Annotated in this window: 15 protein-coding genes, 1 rRNA gene, 3 pseudogenes and 1 riboswitch; of the genes and pseudogenes, 14 read left to right on the top strand and 5 right to left on the bottom strand. The window is 71.8% G+C overall.

Going from position 1 to position 21630, the window contains the following annotated elements:
- The 12 genes and pseudogenes from rrf to ACWCYO_RS12310 all read left to right on the top strand — a co-directional run.
- Positions 1-103 (top strand): 5S ribosomal RNA (gene rrf / locus ACWCYO_RS12365); the annotation flags it as partial.
- Between the two features lie 99 nt (positions 104-202).
- Positions 203-823, top strand: a complete 621-nt coding sequence (locus ACWCYO_RS12360) for a CDP-alcohol phosphatidyltransferase family protein (RefSeq protein WP_270141805.1) — start codon at positions 203-205, stop codon at positions 821-823.
- Positions 824-946: 123 nt separating this feature from the next.
- The gene (locus ACWCYO_RS12355) at positions 947-3442 is read left to right on the top strand and encodes a mannose-1-phosphate guanyltransferase (RefSeq protein WP_270141803.1); all 2496 of its coding nucleotides are present in this window, start codon (positions 947-949) and stop codon (positions 3440-3442) included.
- Between the two features lie 165 nt (positions 3443-3607).
- Positions 3608-4489: pseudogene (locus ACWCYO_RS12350) on the top strand (DUF881 domain-containing protein); the annotation flags it as partial.
- 212 nt (positions 4490-4701) lie between these two features.
- Entirely contained in the window at positions 4702-5034 is a 333-nt protein-coding gene (locus tag ACWCYO_RS12345; protein WP_030062488.1) for a small basic family protein, read from the top strand.
- Positions 5018-6157 (top strand): DUF881 domain-containing protein, encoded by a 1140-nt coding sequence (locus ACWCYO_RS12340; protein ID WP_449784195.1) that lies wholly within the window; start codon positions 5018-5020, stop codon positions 6155-6157. The genes ACWCYO_RS12345 and ACWCYO_RS12340 overlap by 17 nt, the downstream gene beginning before the upstream one ends.
- 226 nt (positions 6158-6383) lie before the next feature.
- Positions 6384-7265, top strand: coding sequence for an FHA domain-containing protein (locus tag ACWCYO_RS12335; protein WP_270141798.1), 882 nt, complete (start codon positions 6384-6386; stop codon positions 7263-7265).
- Positions 7266-7447: 182 nt separating this feature from the next.
- Positions 7448-8143, top strand: a complete 696-nt coding sequence (gene ftsR / locus ACWCYO_RS12330) for a transcriptional regulator FtsR (RefSeq protein ID WP_270150807.1) — start codon at positions 7448-7450, stop codon at positions 8141-8143.
- A 97-nt stretch (positions 8144-8240) separates the two neighbouring features.
- Positions 8241-8720 carry a bifunctional nuclease family protein gene (locus tag ACWCYO_RS12325; RefSeq protein ID WP_449784194.1) on the top strand — a complete coding sequence of 160 codons (480 nt, stop codon included), beginning with the start codon at positions 8241-8243 and terminating at the stop codon, positions 8718-8720.
- 224 nt (positions 8721-8944) lie between these two features.
- Positions 8945-9589: a MerR family transcriptional regulator gene (locus ACWCYO_RS12320; RefSeq protein ID WP_270141794.1), complete on the top strand. Its 645-nt coding sequence runs from the start codon at positions 8945-8947 to the stop codon at positions 9587-9589.
- A gap of 96 nt (positions 9590-9685) precedes the next feature.
- Positions 9686-10408 carry a SanA/YdcF family protein gene (locus ACWCYO_RS12315; protein WP_449784193.1) on the top strand — a complete coding sequence of 241 codons (723 nt, stop codon included), beginning with the start codon at positions 9686-9688 and terminating at the stop codon, positions 10406-10408.
- Positions 10409-10466: 58 nt separating this feature from the next.
- On the top strand, positions 10467-11852 hold the full coding sequence (locus ACWCYO_RS12310; RefSeq protein ID WP_449784192.1) for a DNA polymerase IV: 1386 nt from the start codon (positions 10467-10469) through the stop codon (positions 11850-11852).
- 162 nt (positions 11853-12014) lie between these two features.
- On the opposite strand, the gene ACWCYO_RS12305 is transcribed toward ACWCYO_RS12310, so the two are convergent.
- The 3 genes and pseudogenes from ACWCYO_RS12305 to ACWCYO_RS12295 all read right to left on the bottom strand — a co-directional run.
- Complete coding sequence (locus ACWCYO_RS12305; protein WP_270141790.1) at positions 12015-13505, bottom strand: MFS transporter; 1491 nt, start codon at positions 13503-13505, stop codon at positions 12015-12017.
- Positions 13506-13683: 178 nt separating this feature from the next.
- Positions 13684-14100, bottom strand: a pseudogene (locus tag ACWCYO_RS12300) (DUF2382 domain-containing protein); the annotation flags it as partial.
- A gap of 399 nt (positions 14101-14499) precedes the next feature.
- Positions 14500-14874, bottom strand: a pseudogene (locus ACWCYO_RS12295) (PRC-barrel domain-containing protein); the annotation flags it as partial.
- Positions 14875-15097: 223 nt separating this feature from the next.
- Positions 15098-15201, top strand: a riboswitch (glycine riboswitch).
- Between the two features lie 238 nt (positions 15202-15439).
- Here ACWCYO_RS12295 and gcvP point away from each other — a divergent pair.
- A complete protein-coding gene (gene gcvP, locus ACWCYO_RS12290) occupies positions 15440-18340 on the top strand; it encodes an aminomethyl-transferring glycine dehydrogenase (RefSeq protein ID WP_270141787.1) in 2901 nt (966 codons plus the stop codon).
- 157 nt (positions 18341-18497) lie between these two features.
- On the opposite strand, the gene ACWCYO_RS12285 is transcribed toward gcvP, so the two are convergent.
- Complete coding sequence (locus ACWCYO_RS12285) at positions 18498-18689, bottom strand: DUF5999 family protein (RefSeq protein WP_270141785.1); 192 nt, start codon at positions 18687-18689, stop codon at positions 18498-18500.
- A 473-nt stretch (positions 18690-19162) separates the two neighbouring features.
- Entirely contained in the window at positions 19163-19738 is a 576-nt protein-coding gene (locus tag ACWCYO_RS12280) for a hypothetical protein (protein WP_449784191.1), read from the bottom strand.
- 378 nt (positions 19739-20116) lie between these two features.
- Here ACWCYO_RS12280 and ACWCYO_RS12275 point away from each other — a divergent pair, with 378 nt between their 5' ends.
- Positions 20117-21622 carry a glutamate--cysteine ligase gene (locus ACWCYO_RS12275; RefSeq protein WP_449784190.1) on the top strand — a complete coding sequence of 502 codons (1506 nt, stop codon included), beginning with the start codon at positions 20117-20119 and terminating at the stop codon, positions 21620-21622.
- Positions 21623-21630 lie beyond the last annotated feature (8 nt).

Here is a 21630-nt window from a genome sequence, read left to right as displayed (position 1 = left end):
CGTGAGGGAAACGCCCGGTTACATTCCGAACCCGGAAGCTAAGCCTCACAGCGCCGATGGTACTGCAGGGGGGACCCTGTGGGAGAGTAGGACGCCGCCGAACAATTCTTCGAGAGAAGCCCCCGCCGGGTGAACCGGACGGGGGCTTCTCTGTTGTAAGGTCAACATGCATTGTCGTGACACAGGACAGGAGGGCCCCCGGGTGGAGGTCCAGGAGACGCGGGTCCAGACCGATCGCGTCCTCACCATCCCCAACCTGCTGAGCATGGGCCGGCTGGTCGGCGTTCCGCTCTTTCTCTGGCTCATCCTGTGGCCCGCCTTCGGCGGGCCCAAGAACGACGGTTGGGCGCTGCTGATCCTGGCGCTCAGCGGGGTCAGTGACTACCTGGACGGAAAGCTCGCCAGGCGGTGGGGGCAGATCAGTCGGGTGGGGCAGCTGCTGGACCCGCTGGCCGACCGGCTCTACGTGCTGTCCACCCTCATCGGATTGACGTGGCGTGAGTTCCTGCCGTGGTGGGTGACGGCGATTCTGGTGGCCCGGGAACTCTTCATCGCGTCGCTGCTGCCCATTCTGAACAAGCACGGTTACGGGCCGCTGCAGACGAGTTTCCTCGGGAAGGCCGCGACCTTCAATCTGATGTACGCGTTTCCGCTTCTGCTGCTCGGCGGTATCGACAGCTGGATCGCGCGGCCGGCCGAGGTGGTGAGCTGGGCCTTCATCTGGTGGGGGACCACGTTGTACTGGTGGTCGGCGATTCTTTACGCGGTTCAGGCGCGGCAGATCATCAAGCGCGCCACCGCGGGCTCGGCGTCCACAGCCTGAGACGTGATCTGAGAGAAGTCCCACGCTGCCCCGGTGCGTCGGACGAGACCTTCCGGGTAGAGAACCTCTGGAACGGTTTGATGGACCTGTAGGTCCACCACCGCGAAGGAGGACGCACCCGTAATGAAAGCCGTAGTCATGGCAGGGGGCGAGGGCACCCGACTCCGCCCGATGACCTCCAGCATGCCGAAGCCGCTGCTTCCGGTCGCCAATATGCCGATCATGGAGCACGTGCTTCGGCTGCTGAAGCGGCACGGCCTCTCCGACACCGTCGTCACCGTCCAGTTCCTGGCATCACTCGTCAAGAACTACTTCGGTGACGGTGAGGAACTGGGCATGCACCTCACCTATGCCCATGAAGAGACGCCGCTCGGCACTGCGGGGAGTGTCAAGAACGCCGAGGACGCGCTCAAGGACGATTCCTTCCTGGTGATCTCCGGCGACGCGCTGACCGACTTCGATCTCACGGAATTGATCGACTTTCACCGTAGCAAGAACGCGCTGGTCACGGTCTGTCTCACCAGGGTGCCGAATCCCCTGGAGTTCGGTATCACGATCACGGACGAGGAAGGTCGGGTCGAGCGTTTCCTGGAGAAGCCGACCTGGGGGCAGGTCTTCTCCGACACGGTGAACACCGGCATCTACGTGATGGAGCCGGAGGTCTTCGACTACGTCGCGGCCGGTGAGTCCGTCGACTGGTCGAGCGACGTCTTCCCGCAGCTGTTGAAGGAGGGCAAGCGGGTCTACGGCTACGTCGCCGAGGGTTATTGGGAGGACGTGGGCACCCACGAGAGCTACGGCAAGGCGCAGGCGGACGTCCTGGAGGGCAAGGTCGACGTCGAGCTCGAGGGCTTCGAGATCTCGCCGGGCGTCTGGGTGGCCGAAGGGGCGGAGGTGGACCCGGAGGCGGTGCTGCGCGGGCCGCTGTACATCGGGGACTACGCCAAGGTCGAGGCCGGCGTCGAGATCCGCGAGCACACCGTGCTCGGTAGCAACGTGGTGGTCAAGCGCGGGGCGTTCCTGCACCGGGCGGTGGTGCACGACAACGTGTACGTCGGGCCGCAGAGCAATCTGCGCGGCTGCGTGGTGGGCAAGAACACCGATGTGATGCGGGCCGCGCGGATCGAGGACGGCGCGGTGATCGGGGACGAGTGCCTGGTCGGCGAGGAGTCGATCATCGCGGCCAACGTCCGGGTCTACCCGTTCAAGACCATCGAGGCCGGTGCCGTGGTCAACACCTCGGTGATCTGGGAGTCGCGTGGCCAGGAGCACCTCTTCGGCGTCCGCGGCGTCTCCGGCATCCTGAACGTCGAGATCACCCCGGAGCTGGCCGTCCGGCTGGCCGGTGCGTACGCCACGACGTTGAAGAAGGGCGCCACCGTCACCATTGCGCGTGACCACTCGCGTGGTGCGCGTGCGCTCAAACGGGCGATGATTTCGGCGCTGCAGACCTCCGCGATCGACGTCCGCGACCTCGAGAACGTGCCGATGCCGGTGGCCCGGCAGCACACCGCGCGGGGGAGCGCGGGCGGGATCTTCCTGCGGACCACGCCGGGGGTGCCGGACTCGCTGGACATCCTCTTCTTCGACGAGCGCGGGGCGGACCTCTCCCAGGCCGGGCAGCGCAAGCTCGACCGGGTCTACGCCCGCCAGGAGTACCGGCGGGCCTTCCCGGGCGAGATCGGGGACCTGACCTTCCCGTCCAGCGTGTTCGACTCCTACGCGGGCAACCTGCTGCGGACGGTGGACACCTCCGGGATCCGGGAGGCCGGGCTGAAGGTGGTGGTGGACACCGCGCACGGTAGTGCCGGGCTGGTTCTGCCCAGCATCCTCGGCCGGCTCGGGGTGGAGGCGCTCACCGTCTCCAGCGGGCTGGACGAGGCGCGGCCGACGGAGGACGCGGAGACGCGGCGGGCCGGGCTGGCCAGGCTCGGTGAGCTGGTGGCCTCCTCGCGGGCGGCCTTCGGCGTGCGGTTCGATCCGGTCGGCGAGCGGGTCGCGTTCGTGGACGAGCTCGGTCGGGTGATCGACGACGACCGGGCGCTGCTGGTGCTGCTGGACCTGGTCGCGGCGGAGCGGCGTAGCGGGCAGGTGGCGCTGCCGGTGACCACGACCCGGATCGCCGAGCAGGTCGCCGCGTACCACGGCACCCAGGTCATCTGGACCACGACGACGCCGGACGACCTGGCGAAGGCGGCCTCCGCCGAGGGCACGGTGTTCGGCGGGGACGGGCGCGGCGGCTTCGTGGTGCCCGAGTTCAGCGGGGTGCTGGACGGTGCCGCGGCCTTCGTCCGGCTGGTGGGCCTGGTGGCCCGGACCCAGCTCACGCTGAGCCAGATCGACGCGCGGATCCCGCAGGCCCACATCCGGCGCCGGGACATCGCGACGCCGTGGGCGGCGAAGGGCATGGTGATGCGCTCGGTGGTGGAGGCGGCCGGCAGCCGGCGGCTGGACACCACGGACGGCGTGCGGGTGGTCGAGGCGGACGGGCGCTGGACGCTGGTCCTGCCGGACCCGGCCGAGGCGGTCACCCACCTGTGGGCCGAGGGACCGGACGACGAGGCGACCGAGGCGCTGCTGGACGAGTGGGCGGCCGTGGTCGAGGGCGCGGGGCGGTGACCGGCTGAGCGGAGGAGCCCGCTGAACGGCGGGGCGTGCGGCCTGGTCCGCGCGCCCCGTTGTCCGTTTTCACGTCATTCGGAAGGGTCCGTCACCTTCCGGGGATGTGTGCGGCGTGTGTGCAGCTCAGGGGCCGTGCTCGGGCCCCTCGGCGGTCATGGGACGATGGTCCGCATGCCAGCGACGCCGACACCGAGTACGCCGAACGGACGGTACAACCGCCCGGACGCCTCGATGTCCCTGCTGACCAACGTGATGGACCACAGCCTGGACGAGGGCTACGCCGAGGCGGCCGCGGCCCGGGGCGGTGAGCACGACGGCCGGATACCCCGGACCCTGCGGGGTCTGCTGACGCTGGGCGCCGGACTGGCGCTGGTCGGTGCGGTGGTGACGGTCGGGGCGGTGAACGCGCACAAGGCGGAGCCCACGCTGGCCAAGGAGCGGGACGCGTTGATCCACCGGATCAACGACAGCAACGGTTCGGCGGACCACCTGCAGAAGGAGGTCCAGGACCTGCGGCGCAAGGTCGACGACACCCAGCAGCAGGCGCTGGCCTCCGGGGACGGCGGGGCGGCCGTGCTGACCGACCAGGTGGGGTTGGGAGAGGTCACCGGGCCCGGAGTGAAGCTGGTCCTGGAGGACGCGGCCGGCACGGGGGGCGGGGGCAACGTCGACCCGCGGGCCGGGCAGGGCTTCTCCAACAGCGGCCGGCTGCGCGACCGCGACCTGCAGCTGGTGGTGAACGGGCTGTGGGGGTCCGGTGCGGAGGCGGTCTCGATCAACGGGCAGCGACTGACCGCACTGTCCGCGATCCGGGCCGCGGGCGAGGCGGTGCTGGTGGACAACCGGCCGCTGGTGCCGCCGTACAACATCCAGGCGATCGGGGACGGGCCGAAGCTCCTCACCGCCTTCGAGAACGACATGGCCGGGCAGTACCTGCGGTTGCTCGAGGAGAAGTACGGCATCAAGTCGACGCTCTCCGCGCAGAAGAGCCTGACGCTGCCGGCGGCGGTGGGTGTGACGCTGCGGAGCGCCCAGCCGGTCACGCCCGAGCCCTCGCCCACGGCGACGCCGTCGGCCACGCCGTCGGTCGGTCCGAGCGGGACTCCGTCGGGCGGGACGCCGTCGGGTGGCCCGGGAACCTCGGAGAGCCCGACGGCATCCGTTTCACCATCCGCGACCGGCGGCGGATCGACCGCGAAGCGGCGTCCGGCCGGCGGAACCGCCAAGACCACGACAGGGACAGGAGCAGCTAGACCGTGATTGCCGTACTGGGGCTCGTGATCGGGGTGGTCGTCGGCCTCTTCGTCCAACCCGAGGTGCCCGACGCCGTCGTCCCCTACCTGCCGATCGCGGTGGTGGCGGCGCTGGACGCGGTGTTCGGCGGCGTCCGGGCGATGCTGGACGGGATCTTCAACGACAAGGTCTTCATCGTCTCGTTCCTGTCGAACGTGGTGGTCGCGGCGCTGATCGTGTTCCTGGGTGACCAGCTGGGCGTCGGCTCGCAGCTGTCCACGGGTGTGGTCGTCGTCCTCGGCATCCGCATCTTCTCCAACGCGGCTGCGATCCGGCGCCATGTCTTCCGTGCCTGAGCCGGGCCGCGAGGCGGCGGCCAAGGAGGAGAAGGAGAAGGCGGAGGCGCCGGTGGTCGAAGAGACCGTTGCGGCGCCGGGCGAGGAGTCTGCGGGGGAGACGTCCGAGACGGCCGGGACGGCGGAGGAGTCCGTTCCGGAGGAGCCAGCAGGGGCCGAGGAGGCCGCCGAAGCCGGGGCCGAGGAGCGGGAGCCGGCGGAGTCGGACGCTGCGGCCGAGCTCGAGGCCGGGGCGGAGGAGCCGGAGCCGTCGGTGCGCTTGGTGAAGGCGGTCGAGCCGGAGCCGGTGCGCGAGGCCGTGGCTGAACCGGAGGCCGAGCCCGAGCCGGTCGACGCCGCCGAACCGTCGGAAACCGCCGAGCCGGAGGCCGTCGAGGAGTCGCCCGCCGTGGACCGGAACGCCGGTCGGCGGCGGCTGCGGGCCGCGCTGTGGCCGCCGCGGCTGTCGCGCGGGCAGCTGGTGGTGGCGCTGCTGCTGTTCTCGCTCGGCCTGGCGCTGGCGATCCAGGTGCGCTCGACCAACGACCACCACAACCAGCTGCGCGGGGCCCGGCAGGAGGACCTGGTCCGGATCCTCGACGAACTGGACAGCCGTCAGCAGCGTCTCCAGCAGGAGAAGGCGGAGCTCGAACAGTCCCTGGCGAAGTTGGAGAACAGCTCCAACCAGGCCAAGGAGGCCCAGGAGCAGACCAGGAAGAAGATGACCGAACTGGGTGTGCTGGCCGGTACGGTCAAAGCCACCGGGCCGGGCATCGTACTCACGGTCGATGATCCCCAAGGGCTGGTGAAGGCAGATATGCTGCTGGACACCCTGCAGGAACTTCGAGCGGCGGGGGCGGAGGCGATTCAGATCAACGATGTGCGCGTGGTGGTCAACACGAACTTCACCGACCTGTCGGGCGGTGGGGTGCAGATCGACGGGAAGAAGGTCTCGCAGCCCTATCGGTTCACCGTCGTGGGGAACCCGCAGGACCTGACGCCCGCGCTGAACATTCCGGGAGGCGTCGTCCGTACCCTGGAGAGCCACCAGGCGCGGGCGACGATCACCCAGCAGCAGAAGGTGGTCGTCGACGCCGTCGTGGACCTGAAGACGCCGCAGTACGCCAAGCCGGCTTCGAAGTGACGGGGCGCTCGACGAACGGCCCGTCACGGGCGGGCGGCACCCGGTGCGGGGGGCCGTCGTCGCGTGGGAGAGACTGGTTCGCACCAGTACGCTCCGTAGCACCAACCGCAGCAACAACCGTCGGAGTACCACTCCAGCAGGCCCGGACCGCAACCGGGCCCGCAGCCTGTCCGAGGTTCTCACCCTGCCCCGCGGGCGGGTCTGTCACACGCAAGGGGATTCGCCCGTGAGTTTCTTCTCGAAGTTGTTCGGTCGCAACAAGGGCCGTGACGCCGCCGCCGTCGAGGCGCCGACCGCGCGGCACCGCCGGGCGGAGGACGAGCCCGCGGTGCCGGGCATGCGTCCCGCCCCCGAGGCCGGGCCGTACGCCGGACAGCAGCTGTACCGGGACGGCGCCGCCCCCCAGTACGCGGGTAATCCGGCGGGCTACGGCGCGTCGGTTGACCCCTCCGGCGACCCGCGCATAGGTTTCCCGTCAGGACCCTCAACCTCGGGTGGAGGGTTTGCCCCGGACCCGTACGCCGGGCACAACCCGTCGGGTGTGCCGCGCCAGGAGGCTGTGAACATGGCTGGCCCCACTCCGTGCCCCAGGTGCGGCAACCAGAACCCGGCCGCGGCCCGCTTCTGTTCCAACTGCGGTACGGCGCTGCGCGGCGGCCTGCTGCCCGAGGGGGCGGCGGAGACCACGTCGACCATCTCGATCTCCGGTCTGGAGTCCTACGACCCCTCCGCCACGACCGGCACCGGCGCCACGCCGGCCCTGTCGGCCGAGGTGCTGTCGGCGATCGACGCGCTGCCGCCGGGCTCGGCGCTGCTGATCGTCCAGCGCGGCCCGAACTCGGGCAGCCGGTTCCTGCTGGACTCGGACGTCACCACGGCGGGTCGTCACCCGCAGGGTGACATCTTCCTGGACGACGTCACGGTCTCCCGGCGCCACGTGGAGTTCCGTCGCACCCCGGCCGGCTTCAGCGTCGCGGACGTGGGCAGCCTGAACGGCACCTACGTCAACCGGGAGCGGATCGACGAGGTGCCGCTGAACAACGGCGACGAGGTGCAGATCGGGAAGTACCGGCTGGTGTTCTTCGCCGGCCACAACCGGGGGTACTGAAACCAACATCGGCAGGAGCCCGAGTGAATACGAATACCCCTTCCTTTTCTCTCGGGGCGGCCAACCCTGCGTCATCGTCCGGTCCGCAGGCGGACCGGGGCGGGCGCGGGGTGGTCGCGGGCCCCAGGCAGCCGGTCCGGCCGGACCGGCCGGCCGGGCGGCGGCGCGGCGGTGACGACCTGCTGAGCATCGGTGCGGTGCTGGCCTTCCTGCGGGACGACTTCCCCGAGGTGACCATCTCCAAGATCCGCTTCCTGGAGGCGGAGGGGCTGGTCGAGCCGCAGCGCACCCCGTCGGGGTACCGCAAGTTCAGCCCGGCCGACGTCGAGCGGCTGGCCTACGTCCTGCGGATGCAGCGGGACCACTACCTGCCGCTGCGGGTGATCCGCGAGCACCTGGACGCGATCGAGCGCGGTGAGGCTCCGCCCGCGCTGCCGTCCGCGGCAGACACCCGGCCCGGGCCGCTGGAGGAGGCCGACCGCGAACTGGTGGCCTCGGCCGACGTCGCCTCCGGGGTCCGCCTGGGGCGGGCCGAGCTGCTGGCCGCGGCCGAGGCCGACGAGCGGGAGCTGGCCGAGTGGGAGTCGTACGGGCTGGTCGCGCCGGGCCCGGACGGCGGGTACGACGGGGAGGCGCTGCAGGTCGCCCGGCTGGTCGCCGAGCTCGGCCGGTACGGGCTGGAGCCGCGGCACCTGAGAGCCATGAAGGCGGCGGCGGACCGCGAGATCGCGCTGGTGGAGCAGGTGGTGGCGCCGCTGCGGCGGCACCGCAACCCGCAGACCCGGGCGCACGCGGAGGCCACCGCGCGGGAGCTGGCGACGCTGTCCGTACGGCTGCACGCGGCCATGGTCCAGGCCGGTCTGCGGACCCGCGGATAGTCGGCGAAGCGTTCCTGGCGCGACGGCTGCGCCGCGCTGACCAGCGGCGTCGGCCCTGCGCTTTCATATCCGGGGTCGGAGCCATAGGGTTGCCTGTGTGAATGAGCTCGACGTCGTGGGTGTCCGAGTGGAGATGCCTTCCAACCAGCCGATCGTGCTGCTGCGGGAGGTCGGGGGAGATCGATACCTGCCGATCTGGATCGGCCCCGGCGAGGCGACCGCGATCGCCTTCGCCCAGCAGGGCATGACTCCGGTGCGCCCGCTGACGCACGACCTGTTCAAGGACGTCCTGGAAGCGCTCGGTCAGCAGCTCACCGAGGTCCGGATCACCGACCTGCGGGAGGGCGTGTTCTACGCCGAGCTGGTGTTCGACGGCGGGGTCGAGGTGAGTGCCCGGCCGTCCGACGCGATAGCGCTGGCCCTGCGCACCGGCACGCCGATCTACGGGAGCGAGGAGGTGCTCGCCGAGGCGGGCATCGCGATCCCGGACGAGCAGGAGGACGAGGTCGAGAAGTTCCGCGAGTTCCTCGACCAGGTCTCGCCCGAGGACTTCGGCGGCGGCGGCGGTCCGCAGTAGTACGGACGGGTCCGGTCAGCTTTTCAGCGTGGCGTTTTGCCAAAAACCGTCCATCTACCCACACTAGGGGCACGAAAAACCACTCTCCTGAGTGATGTGGTTTGTCTGGCCCGGCGTGGCGATCGTTGACGGGTCATAGGGGACTGCCTACCGTCAGGAGTGGCTGTCCGGGTGGCCGATGCCCGCAGTCGGGTTGCCCGCAGCACGAGCGGACGGAGGTAGGCATGAGCAGCACCGGCGATGACGCGGCCGTGGGAGGCCTGTGCGCCGTGCACATGCCGCGCACCGCTCGCACCGTGTCCGACCTGCCCAGGATGAGCAGGTTCCCGGCCGCGCAGCCGGGCCAGCCTGCGATCGAGCGGCTCGCCCCGACGTCCGAACTGCTCGGCTTCCGCGGCCCGACGGCCTGTGCGGCGGCCGGCATCACCTACCGCCAGCTTGACTACTGGGCCCGCACCGGACTGCTGGAGCCCAGCGTCCGGACCGCGTACCCGGCGACCAGCCAGCGGCTCTACAGCTTCCGCGACGTCCTGCTGCTGAAGATCGTGAAGCGGCTGCTCGACGCGGGCGTCTCGCTGCAGAACATCCGGGTGGCCGTCGCCCATCTGCAGTCCGCCGAGCAGGCCGACCTGACCGGGCTGACGCTGATGTGCGACGGTGCGACGGTGTACGAGTGCACCACGCCGCAGCAGGTGGTCGATCTGCTGAAGGGCGGTCAGGGGGTCTTCGGCATCGCGGTGGGAGCGGTCTGGCAGGAGCTGGAGCTGACCCTCGGTCGGCTGCACGCGGAGCGGACCGACACCGGCGAGACGCTGGTGGGCAACGATCCGGCGGACGAGCTGGCGCAGCGGCGCAACCGGGCGGTCTGACGGAGCAGGCGTTTCACGGGGCCGTGGGCCGGGACGGGGAACCGTTCCGGCCCACGGCCTCGTCGTGTTGCCTGGAAACGATCGAGGGAGGGGCACGTGGAGGTCGGCACCGGGATATCGGGGTTGCTGCGGCGTCGGGCCGGGGGGCTGCGGGCGCGACTGCGGGAGCGCCGGACGCAGCGCAGGGTCTTCCAGGCGGCCACGCTGCTGTGCTCGCTGGCGCTGGCGCCGAGCGCCTGGCTGTGGTTCGCGGCGGGGGACCGGGTGGGCACGGTGGAGAGCGCGCCGTCGGCGCCGGTGGCGGTGGTCTTCGGAGCCGGGCTGGACCAGGGCAAGCCGTCGCCGTACCTGGAGCACCGGCTGGTGGCCGCGCTGGACCTGTACCGGGCGGGCAAGGTGAAGGCCCTCCTGGTGACCGGGGACAACGGGCGGATCGAGTACGACGAGCCGGACGCGATGTACCGGTACCTGACCGAGCACGGGGTCCCGGGGGACCGGGTGGTCCGGGACTACGCGGGGTTCGACACCTGGAACTCCTGCACCCGGGCACACCGGATCTTCGGGGTGGACCGCGCGGTGCTGGTCAGCCAGGACTTCCACGTCCGGCGGGCGCTGGCGCTGTGCGAGGCGGCGGGCATCCGCTCGTACGCGGTCGGGGTGCCGGAGGTGCACGACAGCACCTGGTTGTACGGCGGGCTGCGGGAGGTCGCCGGGGCGGGCAAGGCGGCGGTGAACGTCTGGCTGCGGCCGGACCCGGTGTTCCTCGGGCCCCAGGAGGACGGGATCCCGAAGGCGCTGGCCCGGGCGGCGCAGCGGTAGCGCCGGGGCGTCGGCCGGGTTCGTACGCACTGTCGGACCCGTGCGCGATGATCGGCGGGTGCGATCTCTGCCGAGCATCATCCACCTCGACATGGACGCCTTCTTCGCGGCGGTGGAGCAGGCGGCCAAGCCCAGCCTGCGCGGCAAACCGGTGATCGTCGGCGGGCTCGGCGGGCGCGGGGTGGTCTCCACGGCCTCGTACGAGGCGCGGAAGTTCGGGGTGCACTCGGCGATGCCGATGGCGCAGGCGCGGCGGCTGTGCCCCAACGCGGCCTTCCTGACCGGGCGCTTCGAGGCGTACCGGCAGAACAGCGAGATCGTGATGGGGCTGCTGCGCGAGCTGTCGCCACTGGTGCAGCCGCTGAGCCTGGACGAGGCCTTCGTCGACCTGGAGGCCGGTCCGTACGGCCCGGTGCTGGCGGAGGCGGACCACGAGACCGGGGAGCGGCTGGTGCTCGCCCTGGCGGAGGACCTGCGGGCGGACATCCAGCGGCTCACCGGGCTGACCGGTTCGGTCGGGGCGGCGGGCTCCAAGCTGATGGCGAAGATCGCCTCCGAGCAGGCCAAGCCGGACGGACTGGTGCTGATCGAGCCGGGGGAGGAGCGGGCGGTGCTCGGCCCGATGCCGGTCCGGGCGCTGCCCGGGATCGGGCCGGCCACCGAGCAGGTGCTGCGCCGGGCGGGGCTGAGCACGGTGGCCGACCTGGCGGAGGCGGGGGAGGCGGAGCTGGTCCAGCTGCTGGGGCGGGCGCACGGCGCCGGGATCTTCCAGATGTCGATAGGGCTGGACGAGCGGCCGGTGGTGGCGGACCAGGACGCCAAGTCGGTCTCGGTGGAGGACACCTACGAGGTGGACCTGGCCGACCGGGACCGGGTGCTGCGCGAGGTGGAGGCGCTGGCCGGCCGGTGCGTACGGCGGCTGCGGGGGGCCGGGCGCTCGGGGCGGACGGTGGTGCTCAAGGTCCGGCGGTTCGACTTCTCGACGCTCACCCGCTCGGAGACCCTGGGCGGGCCGACCGACGACCTGGCGGTGATCACCGCGACGGCGCGGCGCCTGGCCGAGCAGGTGGACATCACCGGCGGGGTCCGGCTGCTCGGTGTGGGGGTGACCCAGCTGGCCGACTACACCCAGGAGGACCTGTTCGCGCAGGCGCTGCGGGAGGAGGCGGCCGAACACGCCGAGGCGGCCGAGGCGGCGGAGGCCGAGGAGGAGCCGGAGGAGGCCGTGGCGCGGCGCTGGCTGCCCGGGCAGGACGTCCACCACGCCGAGTTCGGGCCGGGGTGGGTGCAGGGCAGCGGGGTCGGGCGGGTGACCGTGCGGTTCGAGACGCCGTGGAGCGGGCCGGGGCGGGTGCGGACCTTCGGGGTGGACGATCCGGAGCTGGAGCCGGCCCGGGCGCTGCCGCTTCGGAAGCCCGGGGAACCCGGCGCGGAAGGGGTCTGAAGCGGGTGGAGGGGTGTGGAACGCGGAACGGTCCCACCCGGTAGGGAGTACCGGATGGGACCGCATACCGTGCCGGACTCCGGACGGTCGTGATGCCCTCGCGACCGAGCGGAGGCCGGGGCCCGCGCGTCCTGTCCCTGAGCGCGCGGGCCGGACGCCTCGTCAGGCGTCGGTCTTGGCCAGCTCGGGGCTGGAGGCCTGCTGTGCCGGGTCGCCGATGACGGCGGTGGCCGGCTTGACGGTGCGGATCAGGAAGGGGACGGCACCGGCGATGATGCAGACGACGGCCGTGGTCCAGAACGCGTGCTTGTAGGCGTCCAGGGTGGGCAGCACCACCGGAAGCTTGATCGGGAACTTCATGGTGTCGCCGGTCAGGATGGCGGTCATCACGGCGGTGCCGATCGCGCCACCGACGGTGCGGAGCACGGAGTTCATGCCGTTGGCGATGCCGCTCTGCTCGACCGGGACGGCGCCGTTGATGAAGGCCGGCATCGCGGCGAAGGCGAGGCCGATGCCGAGGCCGAAGATCGCGGAGGCGGTGTAGATGTCGCCCTCGTGGCTGTGCCGCAGGGCCAGGTAGGCCATCGCGATCGCGCCCAGGACGCCACCGAGGACCAGCGGCAGGCGCGGGCCGCGGCGGGCGATCAGCAGGGCGCCGACCGGGGCGGCCACCATCGAGCCGATGGCGGACGGCAGCAGCATCACACCGGCGTGCAGGACGGTCGCGGTGAAGCCGTAGTGGGCCAGCTTCTCCGGGGTCTGGGCGAAGTTGCTGATGACCATGAACGAGCCGTACATGCCGAAGCCGATGAGCAGGCCGGCCAGGTTGGTGAAGGCCACGGCCGGGCGGGACATCATCTTCAGGTCGACCAGCGGGTGCGAGACCTTGGTCTCGATGATGCCCCAGATCAGGGCCACCACGGCGGCGACGGCGAACAGGCCGAGGGTCTTGGTCGAGGTCCAGCCCCAGTGGTTGCCCTGGCTGACCGCGACCAGCAGGGCGGAGAGCCAGCCGGCCAGGGTGAGGGCACCGAGCGGGTCGGCGCCGCCCTCCTTGTCGGTCACCGGGTCGGACGGGACGCGGAAGGCGACCAGGGCGACCGCGATCAGGCCGAAGACCAGGCCCATCCAGAAGATCGACTTGTAGTTCCAGTGCTCCAGCAGCAGGCCGGTCGCGACCAGGCCGAGGCCGGAGCCGACGCCCATGGAGGCGCTGATGGCGGCGACGCCGCCGGTCACCTTCCGCTTGGGCAGCTCGTCGCGGACGATGCTGATCGCCAGTGGCATCACGCCACCGCCGGCGCCCTGCAGGACGCGGGCGACGACCAGCCAGGTGAAGGAGTGGGTGCTGACCGCCAGGGCCGAACCGGCGACCAGACCGGCCAGCGAGATCAGCAGCATGGGCTTGCGGCCCCGGAGGTCGCCGAAGCGGCCCAGCAGGGGAGTCAGCACGGCGGCGGACAGCAGGTTGGCGGTCATCAGCCAGGTGATGTTGGAGCCGGAGACGTCCAGTTCCTTGGCCAGCGACGGCAGGATCGGGACGACCGCGGTCTGCACCACGCTGAACGACAGCATCGCCAGGATGAGGGCCGGCAGGACCCGGGCGTTGCTCTGCTTCTCGGCCGCGGTGGTGGGCTGTGGTGCCTCACTCACGGTTGCTTCCTCCCGTACATAGTGAATGAACTGAAGTAACTGTGCCGGAAGATAGTTCAGAGTGTCAAATATCGAGTGGTTAAGGCTTGGCAAAGCTGAACGGTTCGCCTGCGGTGGACGGCACGCCGAGGGCCCCGGACGGGGTCCGGGGCCCTCGGGCAGGCCGTTGGGCGGGTGATCAGGTCAGGGGGCGCAGACTCGACCGGGAGCCGTTGGCGATCGGTTCGGCCGCCGAGCCGGGCGGGGTGGTGGCGGTGGGGGTGCTGTCGTGGACCTCGACGTGTTCGCGGCGGAGTTCGTCCCGGACCACCTCCTCCGCGGTGTAGCGCTCGACCACCAGGCGGACCCGCTCGATCGGGACGAGGTACTTGCGGACCACCGGTCGTTCCTCACGGAGGGCGACCTCCTCCACCGTCTCGGCGATCTCCTTCTCGGTGAGGGAGACGCGCTCGGCGTCGTTGACCGGCACCCGCTCCACCCGGACCCGTTCGCGGCGCACCGAGACGCGGCGCTCGACCTGCTCGCTGGTCACGTACTTGCGCAGCTTCGCGGTGCCCACGACGTGCCACTCGGAGGTGATGTCCAGCCGCTCCTCCCGGCAGGTGATCTCGACCGGGCCGGTGGGTGTCGAGGCGGCGGCGGTGCCGGCCGGGGCGGGGGCGGTCGTGGCCGGGGCGGGGGTGGTCGGGGCGGGGGCGGTTGTGGTCGGGGCGGGGGCGGGGGCGGGGGCGGTTGTGGTCGGGGCGGGGGTGGTCGGGGCGGGGGCGGTCGTGGCCGGGGCCGGGGCGGGTCGGCGATTCAGCTCGACGGTGGGTGTGGGGGACGGGGTGCCCGCGGTCGCCGTGTTGCCCGTGGCGGCGGGTGTGGGGGTGTTGGGGGTCCGCACGTTGGCCTCCGTGGCGGGGTCGGGGCTGGTGGCGGTGGTGGTCGTCGCCGGGCGGGGTTCGGGGGAGCGGAAGGCGGGCGGCTTGGTGGCTGCGGCGGCCGACGTGCTGCCGAAGTCGAGGTCGGGCTGGGTGGCCCGGCCGGGCTCCCCGGAGGCCGGGCGGCCGTCCGCCGGGGTGTCGAGGCCGTAGTAGCGGTAGAGCTGGAGCTCCTGGGCGGGCGACAGGTGTTGGCCCACGCCGAAGTCCGGCGAGTCCTTGACCAGCGACTTGTCGTAGGGCACCCGGAGTTCGTCGCCGGAGAACTCGCTCGTGGTGAGCGGGACGAAGGCGTCCCGGCCGAAGATGCCGGTCCGGACGGCCGCCCACTCCGGCTGCCCGGTGGCGTCGTCCAGGTACACCTCGTCGACCGTGCCGATCTTGTCTCCGTTGCGGTCCACCGCCTTGTGGCCGATGAGGTCGCGGGGGTCGATGTCGGTCTGCACGCTTTCCTCCAGTGCGCTGCGCCTGCGGAACTCCCGCAGATCGGCGGCCGGAGCACCCGTTCCGGGCGCCACTTCACACCAAAAGGCATGAATCGGACGGACGCGACCGGGGTGCGGCCGGACGGGTCCGCGCTGGGCCGTCCGGGGGACGCGCGTAGATCTCGAGTGACCGGACACACCCGTGATCGGAAGGCCTCCCGCTGGTACCCTGGGCGGCGACCGCCGAGCCCGCTCGGGAGAGTCCCCGACGGCGAAAACCGCTGGTCGGGGCGCCGAAGGAGCAACTCCTCCCCGGAATCTCTCAGGCATCCGTACCGTGCGGGATAGGTCACTCTGGAAAGCAGGGCAGGGGCGTCGGCGCGGGAGCCGGCGATCACCACCCTCACCGACGGTGCAAGCCGACGGAGCGCCACAGCGCGACGTGCGGGCGAAGCTCTCAGGTCCCGATGACAGAGGGGGAGGCCTTTCGGGTCCGCCCGCCCCAGGCCGGTCCGCTGTCCGCAGCGGGGTTGGCCGGCCGGCGTGCGCACCCCCGCCGGTCCGTGACCAGGAGGCCTCGACCACCATGAACGCCCAGCCGAACGCGGGACGCCCCACCGGCGCCTCGACCCTCACCGAGCTTGAGCTGGCCAGCCCCTTCGAGAACCGCCACATCGGCCCCGACGCCGCCGCGCAGGAGAAGATGCTGGCGTCCGTCGGTTACGGCTCGCTGGACGAGCTCGCCGCCACCGCCGTTCCCGAGGCCATCCGCTCCATCACCGCCCTGGACCTGCCCGCCGGCCGCAGCGAGGCCCAGGTCCTCGCCGAGCTGCGCGAGCTGGCCGGCCGCAACCAGGTGCTCCAGCCGATGATCGGCCTGGGCTACTACGGCACCTTCACCCCGCCGGTGATCCTGCGCAACGTCATGGAGAACCCGGCCTGGTACACCGCCTACACCCCGTACCAGCCGGAGATCTCGCAGGGCCGCCTGGAGGCGCTGCTCAACTTCCAGACCCTGGTCTCCGACCTGACCGGCCTGCCCACCTCCGGCTCCTCGCTGCTGGACGAGGGCACCGCGGCCGCCGAGGCGATGGCGCTGGCCCGCCGCGTCACCAAGGTCAAGGGCGGCGTCTTCCTGGTCGACGCCGAGACCCTGCCGCAGACCGTCGCGGTGATCAACACCCGCGCCGTGCCGACCGGTGTCGAGGTCGTCGTCGCCGACCTGTCCGAGGGCATCCCGGCCGAGATCGCCGAGCGCGGAGTCTTCGGCGTGCTGCTGCAGTACCCGGGCGCCACCGGTGTGGTCCGCGACCTCGCCCCGGTGATCGAGCAGGCGCACGGGCTGGGCGCGATCGTCGCCGTCGCCGCCGACCTGCTGGCGCTCACCCTGCTCAAGTCCCCGGGCTCGCTGGGTGCCGACATCGCCTGCGGCACCTCGCAGCGCTTCGGCGTGCCGATGGGCTTCGGCGGCCCGCACGCAGGCTACCTGTCGGTGCGCGCCGAGTACGCCCGCTCGCTGCCCGGCCGCCTGGTCGGCGTCTCCGTCGACGCCGACGGCAACCGCGCCTACCGCCTGGCGCTGCAGACCCGCGAGCAGCACATCCGCCGCGAGAAGGCCACCAGCAACATCTGCACCGCCCAGGTGCTGCTCGCCGTGATGGCCTCGATGTACGCCGTCTACCACGGCCCGGACGGCCTGGCCGACATCGCCCGCCGCACCCACCGCTATGCCGCCGCCCTCGCCGAGGGCCTGCGGGCCGGCGGCGTCGAGCTGCTGCACGGCGAGTTCTTCGACACCGTCACCGCCGTCGTCCCGGGCCGCGCCGCCGAGATCGCCGCCGCCGCCCGCGCCAACGGCATCAACCTGTACCAGGACGGCGCGGACCGGATCTCGGTCTCCACCGACGAGACCACCACCCGCGAGCACCTGGCCGGCGTCTGGGCCGCGTTCGGCGTCCCCGCGGTCGAGGTCGCCGAGGCCGCCGACGCGCTGCCGGCCGCTCTGCTGCGCGAGGACGAGTACCTGACCCACCCGGTCTTCCACAGCCACCGCTCGGAGACCGCCATGCTGCGCTACCTGCGCCGCCTGTCGGACCGGGACTACGCGCTGGACCGCGGCATGATCCCGCTGGGCTCCTGCACCATGAAGCTCAACGCCACCACCGAGATGGAGGCGGTGACCTGGCCGGAGTTCGGCCAGCTGCACCCCTTCGCGCCGGTCGACCAGGCCGCGGGCTACCTGACCCTGATCCGCCAGCTGGAGCAGCAGCTGGTCGAGGTCACCGGCTACGACGCCGTCTCGATCCAGCCGAACGCCGGCTCCCAGGGCGAGCTGGCCGGTCTGCTGGCCGTCCGCGCCTACCACCACGCCAACGGCGACGCCCAGCGCGACGTCTGCCTGATCCCGTCCTCGGCGCACGGCACCAACGCCGCCTCCGCGGTGATGGCCGGCATGCGCGTCGTCGTGGTGAAGACCCTGGTCGACGGCGACGTGGACGTCGAGGACCTCAAGGCCAAGATCGAGCAGCACCGCGACAACCTCGCCGTGCTGATGGTCACCTACCCGTCGACCCACGGCGTGTACGAGACCCAGATCACCGACATCTGCGCCCTGGTGCACGAGGCCGGCGGTCAGGTCTACGTGGACGGCGCCAACCTGAACGCGCTGGTCGGCCTCGCCAAGCCGGGCAAGTTCGGCGCGGACGTCTCGCACCTGAACCTGCACAAGACCTTCTGCATCCCGCACGGCGGCGGCGGCCCGGGCGTCGGCCCGGTCGCGGTGCGCGCCCACCTGGCGCCGTACCTGCCGAACCACCCGCTGCAGGAGGAGGCCGGCCCGGCCACCGGCGTCGGCCCGATCTCGGCCGCGCCGTGGGGCTCGGCGGCGATCCTGCCGATCTCCTGGGCGTACGTCCGGCTGATGGGCGGCGAGGGCCTCAAGCACGCGACCCAGGTCGCGGTGCTGAACGCCAACTACATCGCCAAGCGGCTGGCCCCGCACTTCCCGGTGCTCTACACCGGCCCGGGCGGGCTGGTCGCGCACGAGTGCATCATCGACCTGCGCCCGCTGACCAAGGAGACGGGCGTGACGGTGGACGACATCGCCAAGCGCCTGATCGACTACGGCTTCCACGCGCCGACGATGTCCTTCCCGGTGGCCGGCACGCTGATGATCGAGCCGACCGAGTCCGAGGACCTGCACGAGATCGACCGGTTCTGCGACGCGATGATCGAGATCCGCGGCGAGATCGACAAGGTCGGCTCGGGCGAGTGGGCGGCCGACGACAACCCGCTGCGCAACGCCCCGCACACCGCCGCCGCGCTGGCCGGTGACTGGGCGCACGGCTACTCGCGGCAGGAGGCGGTCTTCCCGGCGGGCGTGAACCCGGCGGACAAGTACTGGCCGCCGGTGAGCCGGATCGACGGCGCGTACGGCGACCGCAACCTGGTCTGCTCCTGCCCGCCGCTGGACGAGTACGGCGTCTGATCCCGATCGGACGGGCAAAGGGCAGGGCTCCGGCGGAACGATTCCGCTGGGGCCCTGCCCTTTGCGTCGCGCTTCGTGTCGTCAGGGGCGGCGGCTGCCCCGCGGGGCGGTCCCGGGGCCGTACGGTTCCGGCCGTACGGGTCGGGGCCGCGCGGGCTCAGGCCGCGTGGGCGACCGAGCGGCGCGGGGCGATCACCCGGCCGTCGGGCAGCAGCTCTCCGGTGTCCTCGAACAGGACGACGCCGTTGCAGAGCAGGCTCCAGCCCTGCTCCGGGTGGCAGGCCACCGGCACGGCCGCCTCGCGGTCCTCGGACTCGGCCGTCGGGCACTCAGGACGGTGCTGGCACATACGCGTACCCTCGCTTCGCTCTGCGATCCTCCCCGTGGTGCGGTCCCCGGAGGTCGAGCCGTCCGGAGCCGCCGCGGTGGTCGGATCCTGTCCGCGCGCCGACCAGGTGTGGAGCGGCGCTCAAGTGGGTAGGACAGGTGGTCCTTCCACGCTGGTTCCCAGTGTCGGCATCCGCGGACCCGCGCGCAGCGATTTCGTGACATGCGCCACAACTCCCGGGTAGAGATCACCCGTTCAGGTGGGGCCCGGCGGAAATCGCGCACCGGTGGGTCAGCCGGGGCATGGTCCGGTGGGGCCATGGCGGGTGACCCGTCCGGGTGGTGGCCGTTCGGGTGAGGCCGTCAGGGGGCGTCGGAGGATCGGGGGGTCGGGGCGTCGGGACGCACGGCGAAGGGCCGCCGGGCGTGCTGCCCGGCGGCGGGTGGGGATTTCGGCTTTTCGTGGGTGCCGTGGGTGCCGTCGGTTCCGTCGGATCAGGAGGAGCCGAGCAGCAGTGGTGGTCCGGCGAGCGGTGTGCGGGCGAGCAGCGGGAGCAGCTCGGCGGCCGGGTAGGCGCGGTGCGCGGTGACCCCGAGCGGGGCCGGGGCCAGCGGGATCAGCAGGTCGGCGGACGGGCCGGTGTCGGGGCTGTGCAGCCAGAGCGCGGTGGCGTACTGGCCCGGGAAGGTGAGCAGTCGGGGCTGGCAGCGGGAGCGGGAGCCCTGGGCGAGCTGCCAGGCCTCGCGCAGCGCCCGGACGGTGGAGGAGAGGTACGGGCCGGCGGTGAAGTGGGAGAAGGTGTGGCCCTCCGGGCCCTGCACCACCTCGGCGGCGGCGGCCACCTCGGGGCCGTCCTTGATCAGGAAGCGCCAGCCGGTCCGGCGGGCGGCGGGCAGCTCGGGATGGGGGCCGTCCAGGACGTGCACCGCGAGCGGGTGCGCGGGGAGCAGTGGACCGGTCGGGTGACGCAGCGCTGCGGCGGCGGGCTGGCGCAGCGCGGTCTCCGAGTCGAGCGCGCCCAGGACGGCTCGCAGGGCGCTCGGCGGGGGCTGGGGGGTCTGCAGGGTCATGGCGGGGTCCGCCTCTCCAAGCGAGATCGGCGTGCGAGTGCGGCATACCGGCGCGGCGCGGTGCGTCGACGGTGACGGGGCCCGGCCTTGTCCGGTTGTGCAGGATCGCGGCGCCGGCGCGGTCGCCATCCCCGACGGGGGGCCGCGGGGGCGGGAACGGACCGGCCGGAGCGCAGTGCGAACTCAGCGAACTCATCGAACAAATGCGCAGGGTGATCTGTTTATCACAGGCCGTGGTGTCGGGCAAGTCTGCAGATGGTCTGAATCTCCGTCAGTTGCCTTGCATTGCAAGCCAGTACAAGCATTCGGGTATCGATCTTCGAGGTGGGCATGATGCTGGCACGGTCGACCGGCCGGGTGTCTCAGGAGGAGGGGACCGTGGGCGAGAAGGTCGTGGCGACTCGGGCGGATCTCGCGGACCGGCAGCAGTACCGGCTCAAGCTCCAGGCCTGCCTGGACGCGCTCGGGCGGATGCTGCGCGAGGACCGCTTCGACCGGCCGCGGGCGGTGATGGGCCTGGAGATCGAGCTCAACCTGGCCGACGAGCAGGGCCTGCCGGTGATGCGCAACGCCCAGGTGCTGAGCGCGATCGGCTCCAGCGACTTCCAGACCGAGCTCGGCCAGTTCAACATCGAGGTCAACATCGTGCCGCACCGGCTGTGCGGGCACGTCTTCGAGGAACTGCGCGAGGAGATCGACACCGGACTGCGCTACGCCGACCGGCAGGCGGCCGAGGCCGGCGCCCGGATCGTCATGGTGGGCATCCTGCCGACCCTGGAGAACGACCACACCGGGCTCGACGCGATGAGCCACAACCAGCGGTACAGCCTGCTCAGCGACCAGATCCTGGCCGCCCGGGGGGAGGACATCGCGCTGGACATCGAGGGCGTCGAGCACCTCCAGCTGGAGTCGATCACCATGGTGGCCGAGGCCGCCGCGACCTCGCTGCAGCTGCACCTCCAGGTGACCCCGGAGCGGTTCTCCTCGGTGTGGAACGCCGCCCAGGCGATCTGCGGGCCGCAGCTCGCGCTCGGCGCCAACTCCCCGTTCCTGTTCGGACGGGAGCTGTGGCGGGAGACCCGTCCGGTGCTCTTCCAGCAGGCCTGTGACACCCGTTCGGCGGAGCTCAAGGCCCAGGGCGTGCGCCCGATCACCTGGTTCGGCGAGCGCTGGGTGGACTCGGCGTACGACCTGTTCGAGGAGAACCTGCGCTACTTCCCGGCGCTGCTGCCGATCTGCGACGACGAGGACCCGCTGAAGGTGCTGGCCTCCGGCGGCGCGCCCCGGCTCGCCGAGATGCGGCTGCACAACGGCACCATCTACCGCTGGAACCGGCCGGTGTACGACGTCGCCGGCGGGGTCCCGCACCTGCGGGTGGAGAACCGGGCGCTGCCGGCCGGGCCGACGGTGGCCGACACGCTGGCCAACGCCGCCTTCTACTACGGGCTGGTGCGGGTGCTCGCCGAGCAGCCCCGGCCGGTCTGGACCCGGCTGCCGTTCGAGCGGGCGGACGAGAACTTCCGGCAGGGCGCCCGGTACGGCATCGACGCCGTGTTCCAGTGGCCGCGCCCGGGCCGGGCGGGCCGCGGCGGCGGACTGCAGACCGTCTCGGCGGTCGACCTGGTCCTCAACGAGCTGCTGCCGATGGCCCACCAGGGGCTGGACGAGTGGGGCGTGGAGCCCGCCGACCGGGACCGCTACCTGGGGATCATCGAGCAGCGCTGCCTGCGCCGCACCAACGGCGCCGCCTGGCAGAGCGCGACCTTCCACCGGCTGCGCGAGCAGTACGGGATGGACCGCCCGGCCGCGCTCGCCGCGATGACCAGGCGCTACGCCGAGCACATGCGCGGTGGGGAGCCGGTGCACACCTGGCCGGTCGGCTGAGGGGTTCG

This window comes from Kitasatospora sp. NPDC001683, assembly GCF_053596495.1.
The sequence above is the reverse complement of the archived record's forward strand: the minus strand, read 5'-3'. Positions and strand labels throughout refer to the sequence as shown.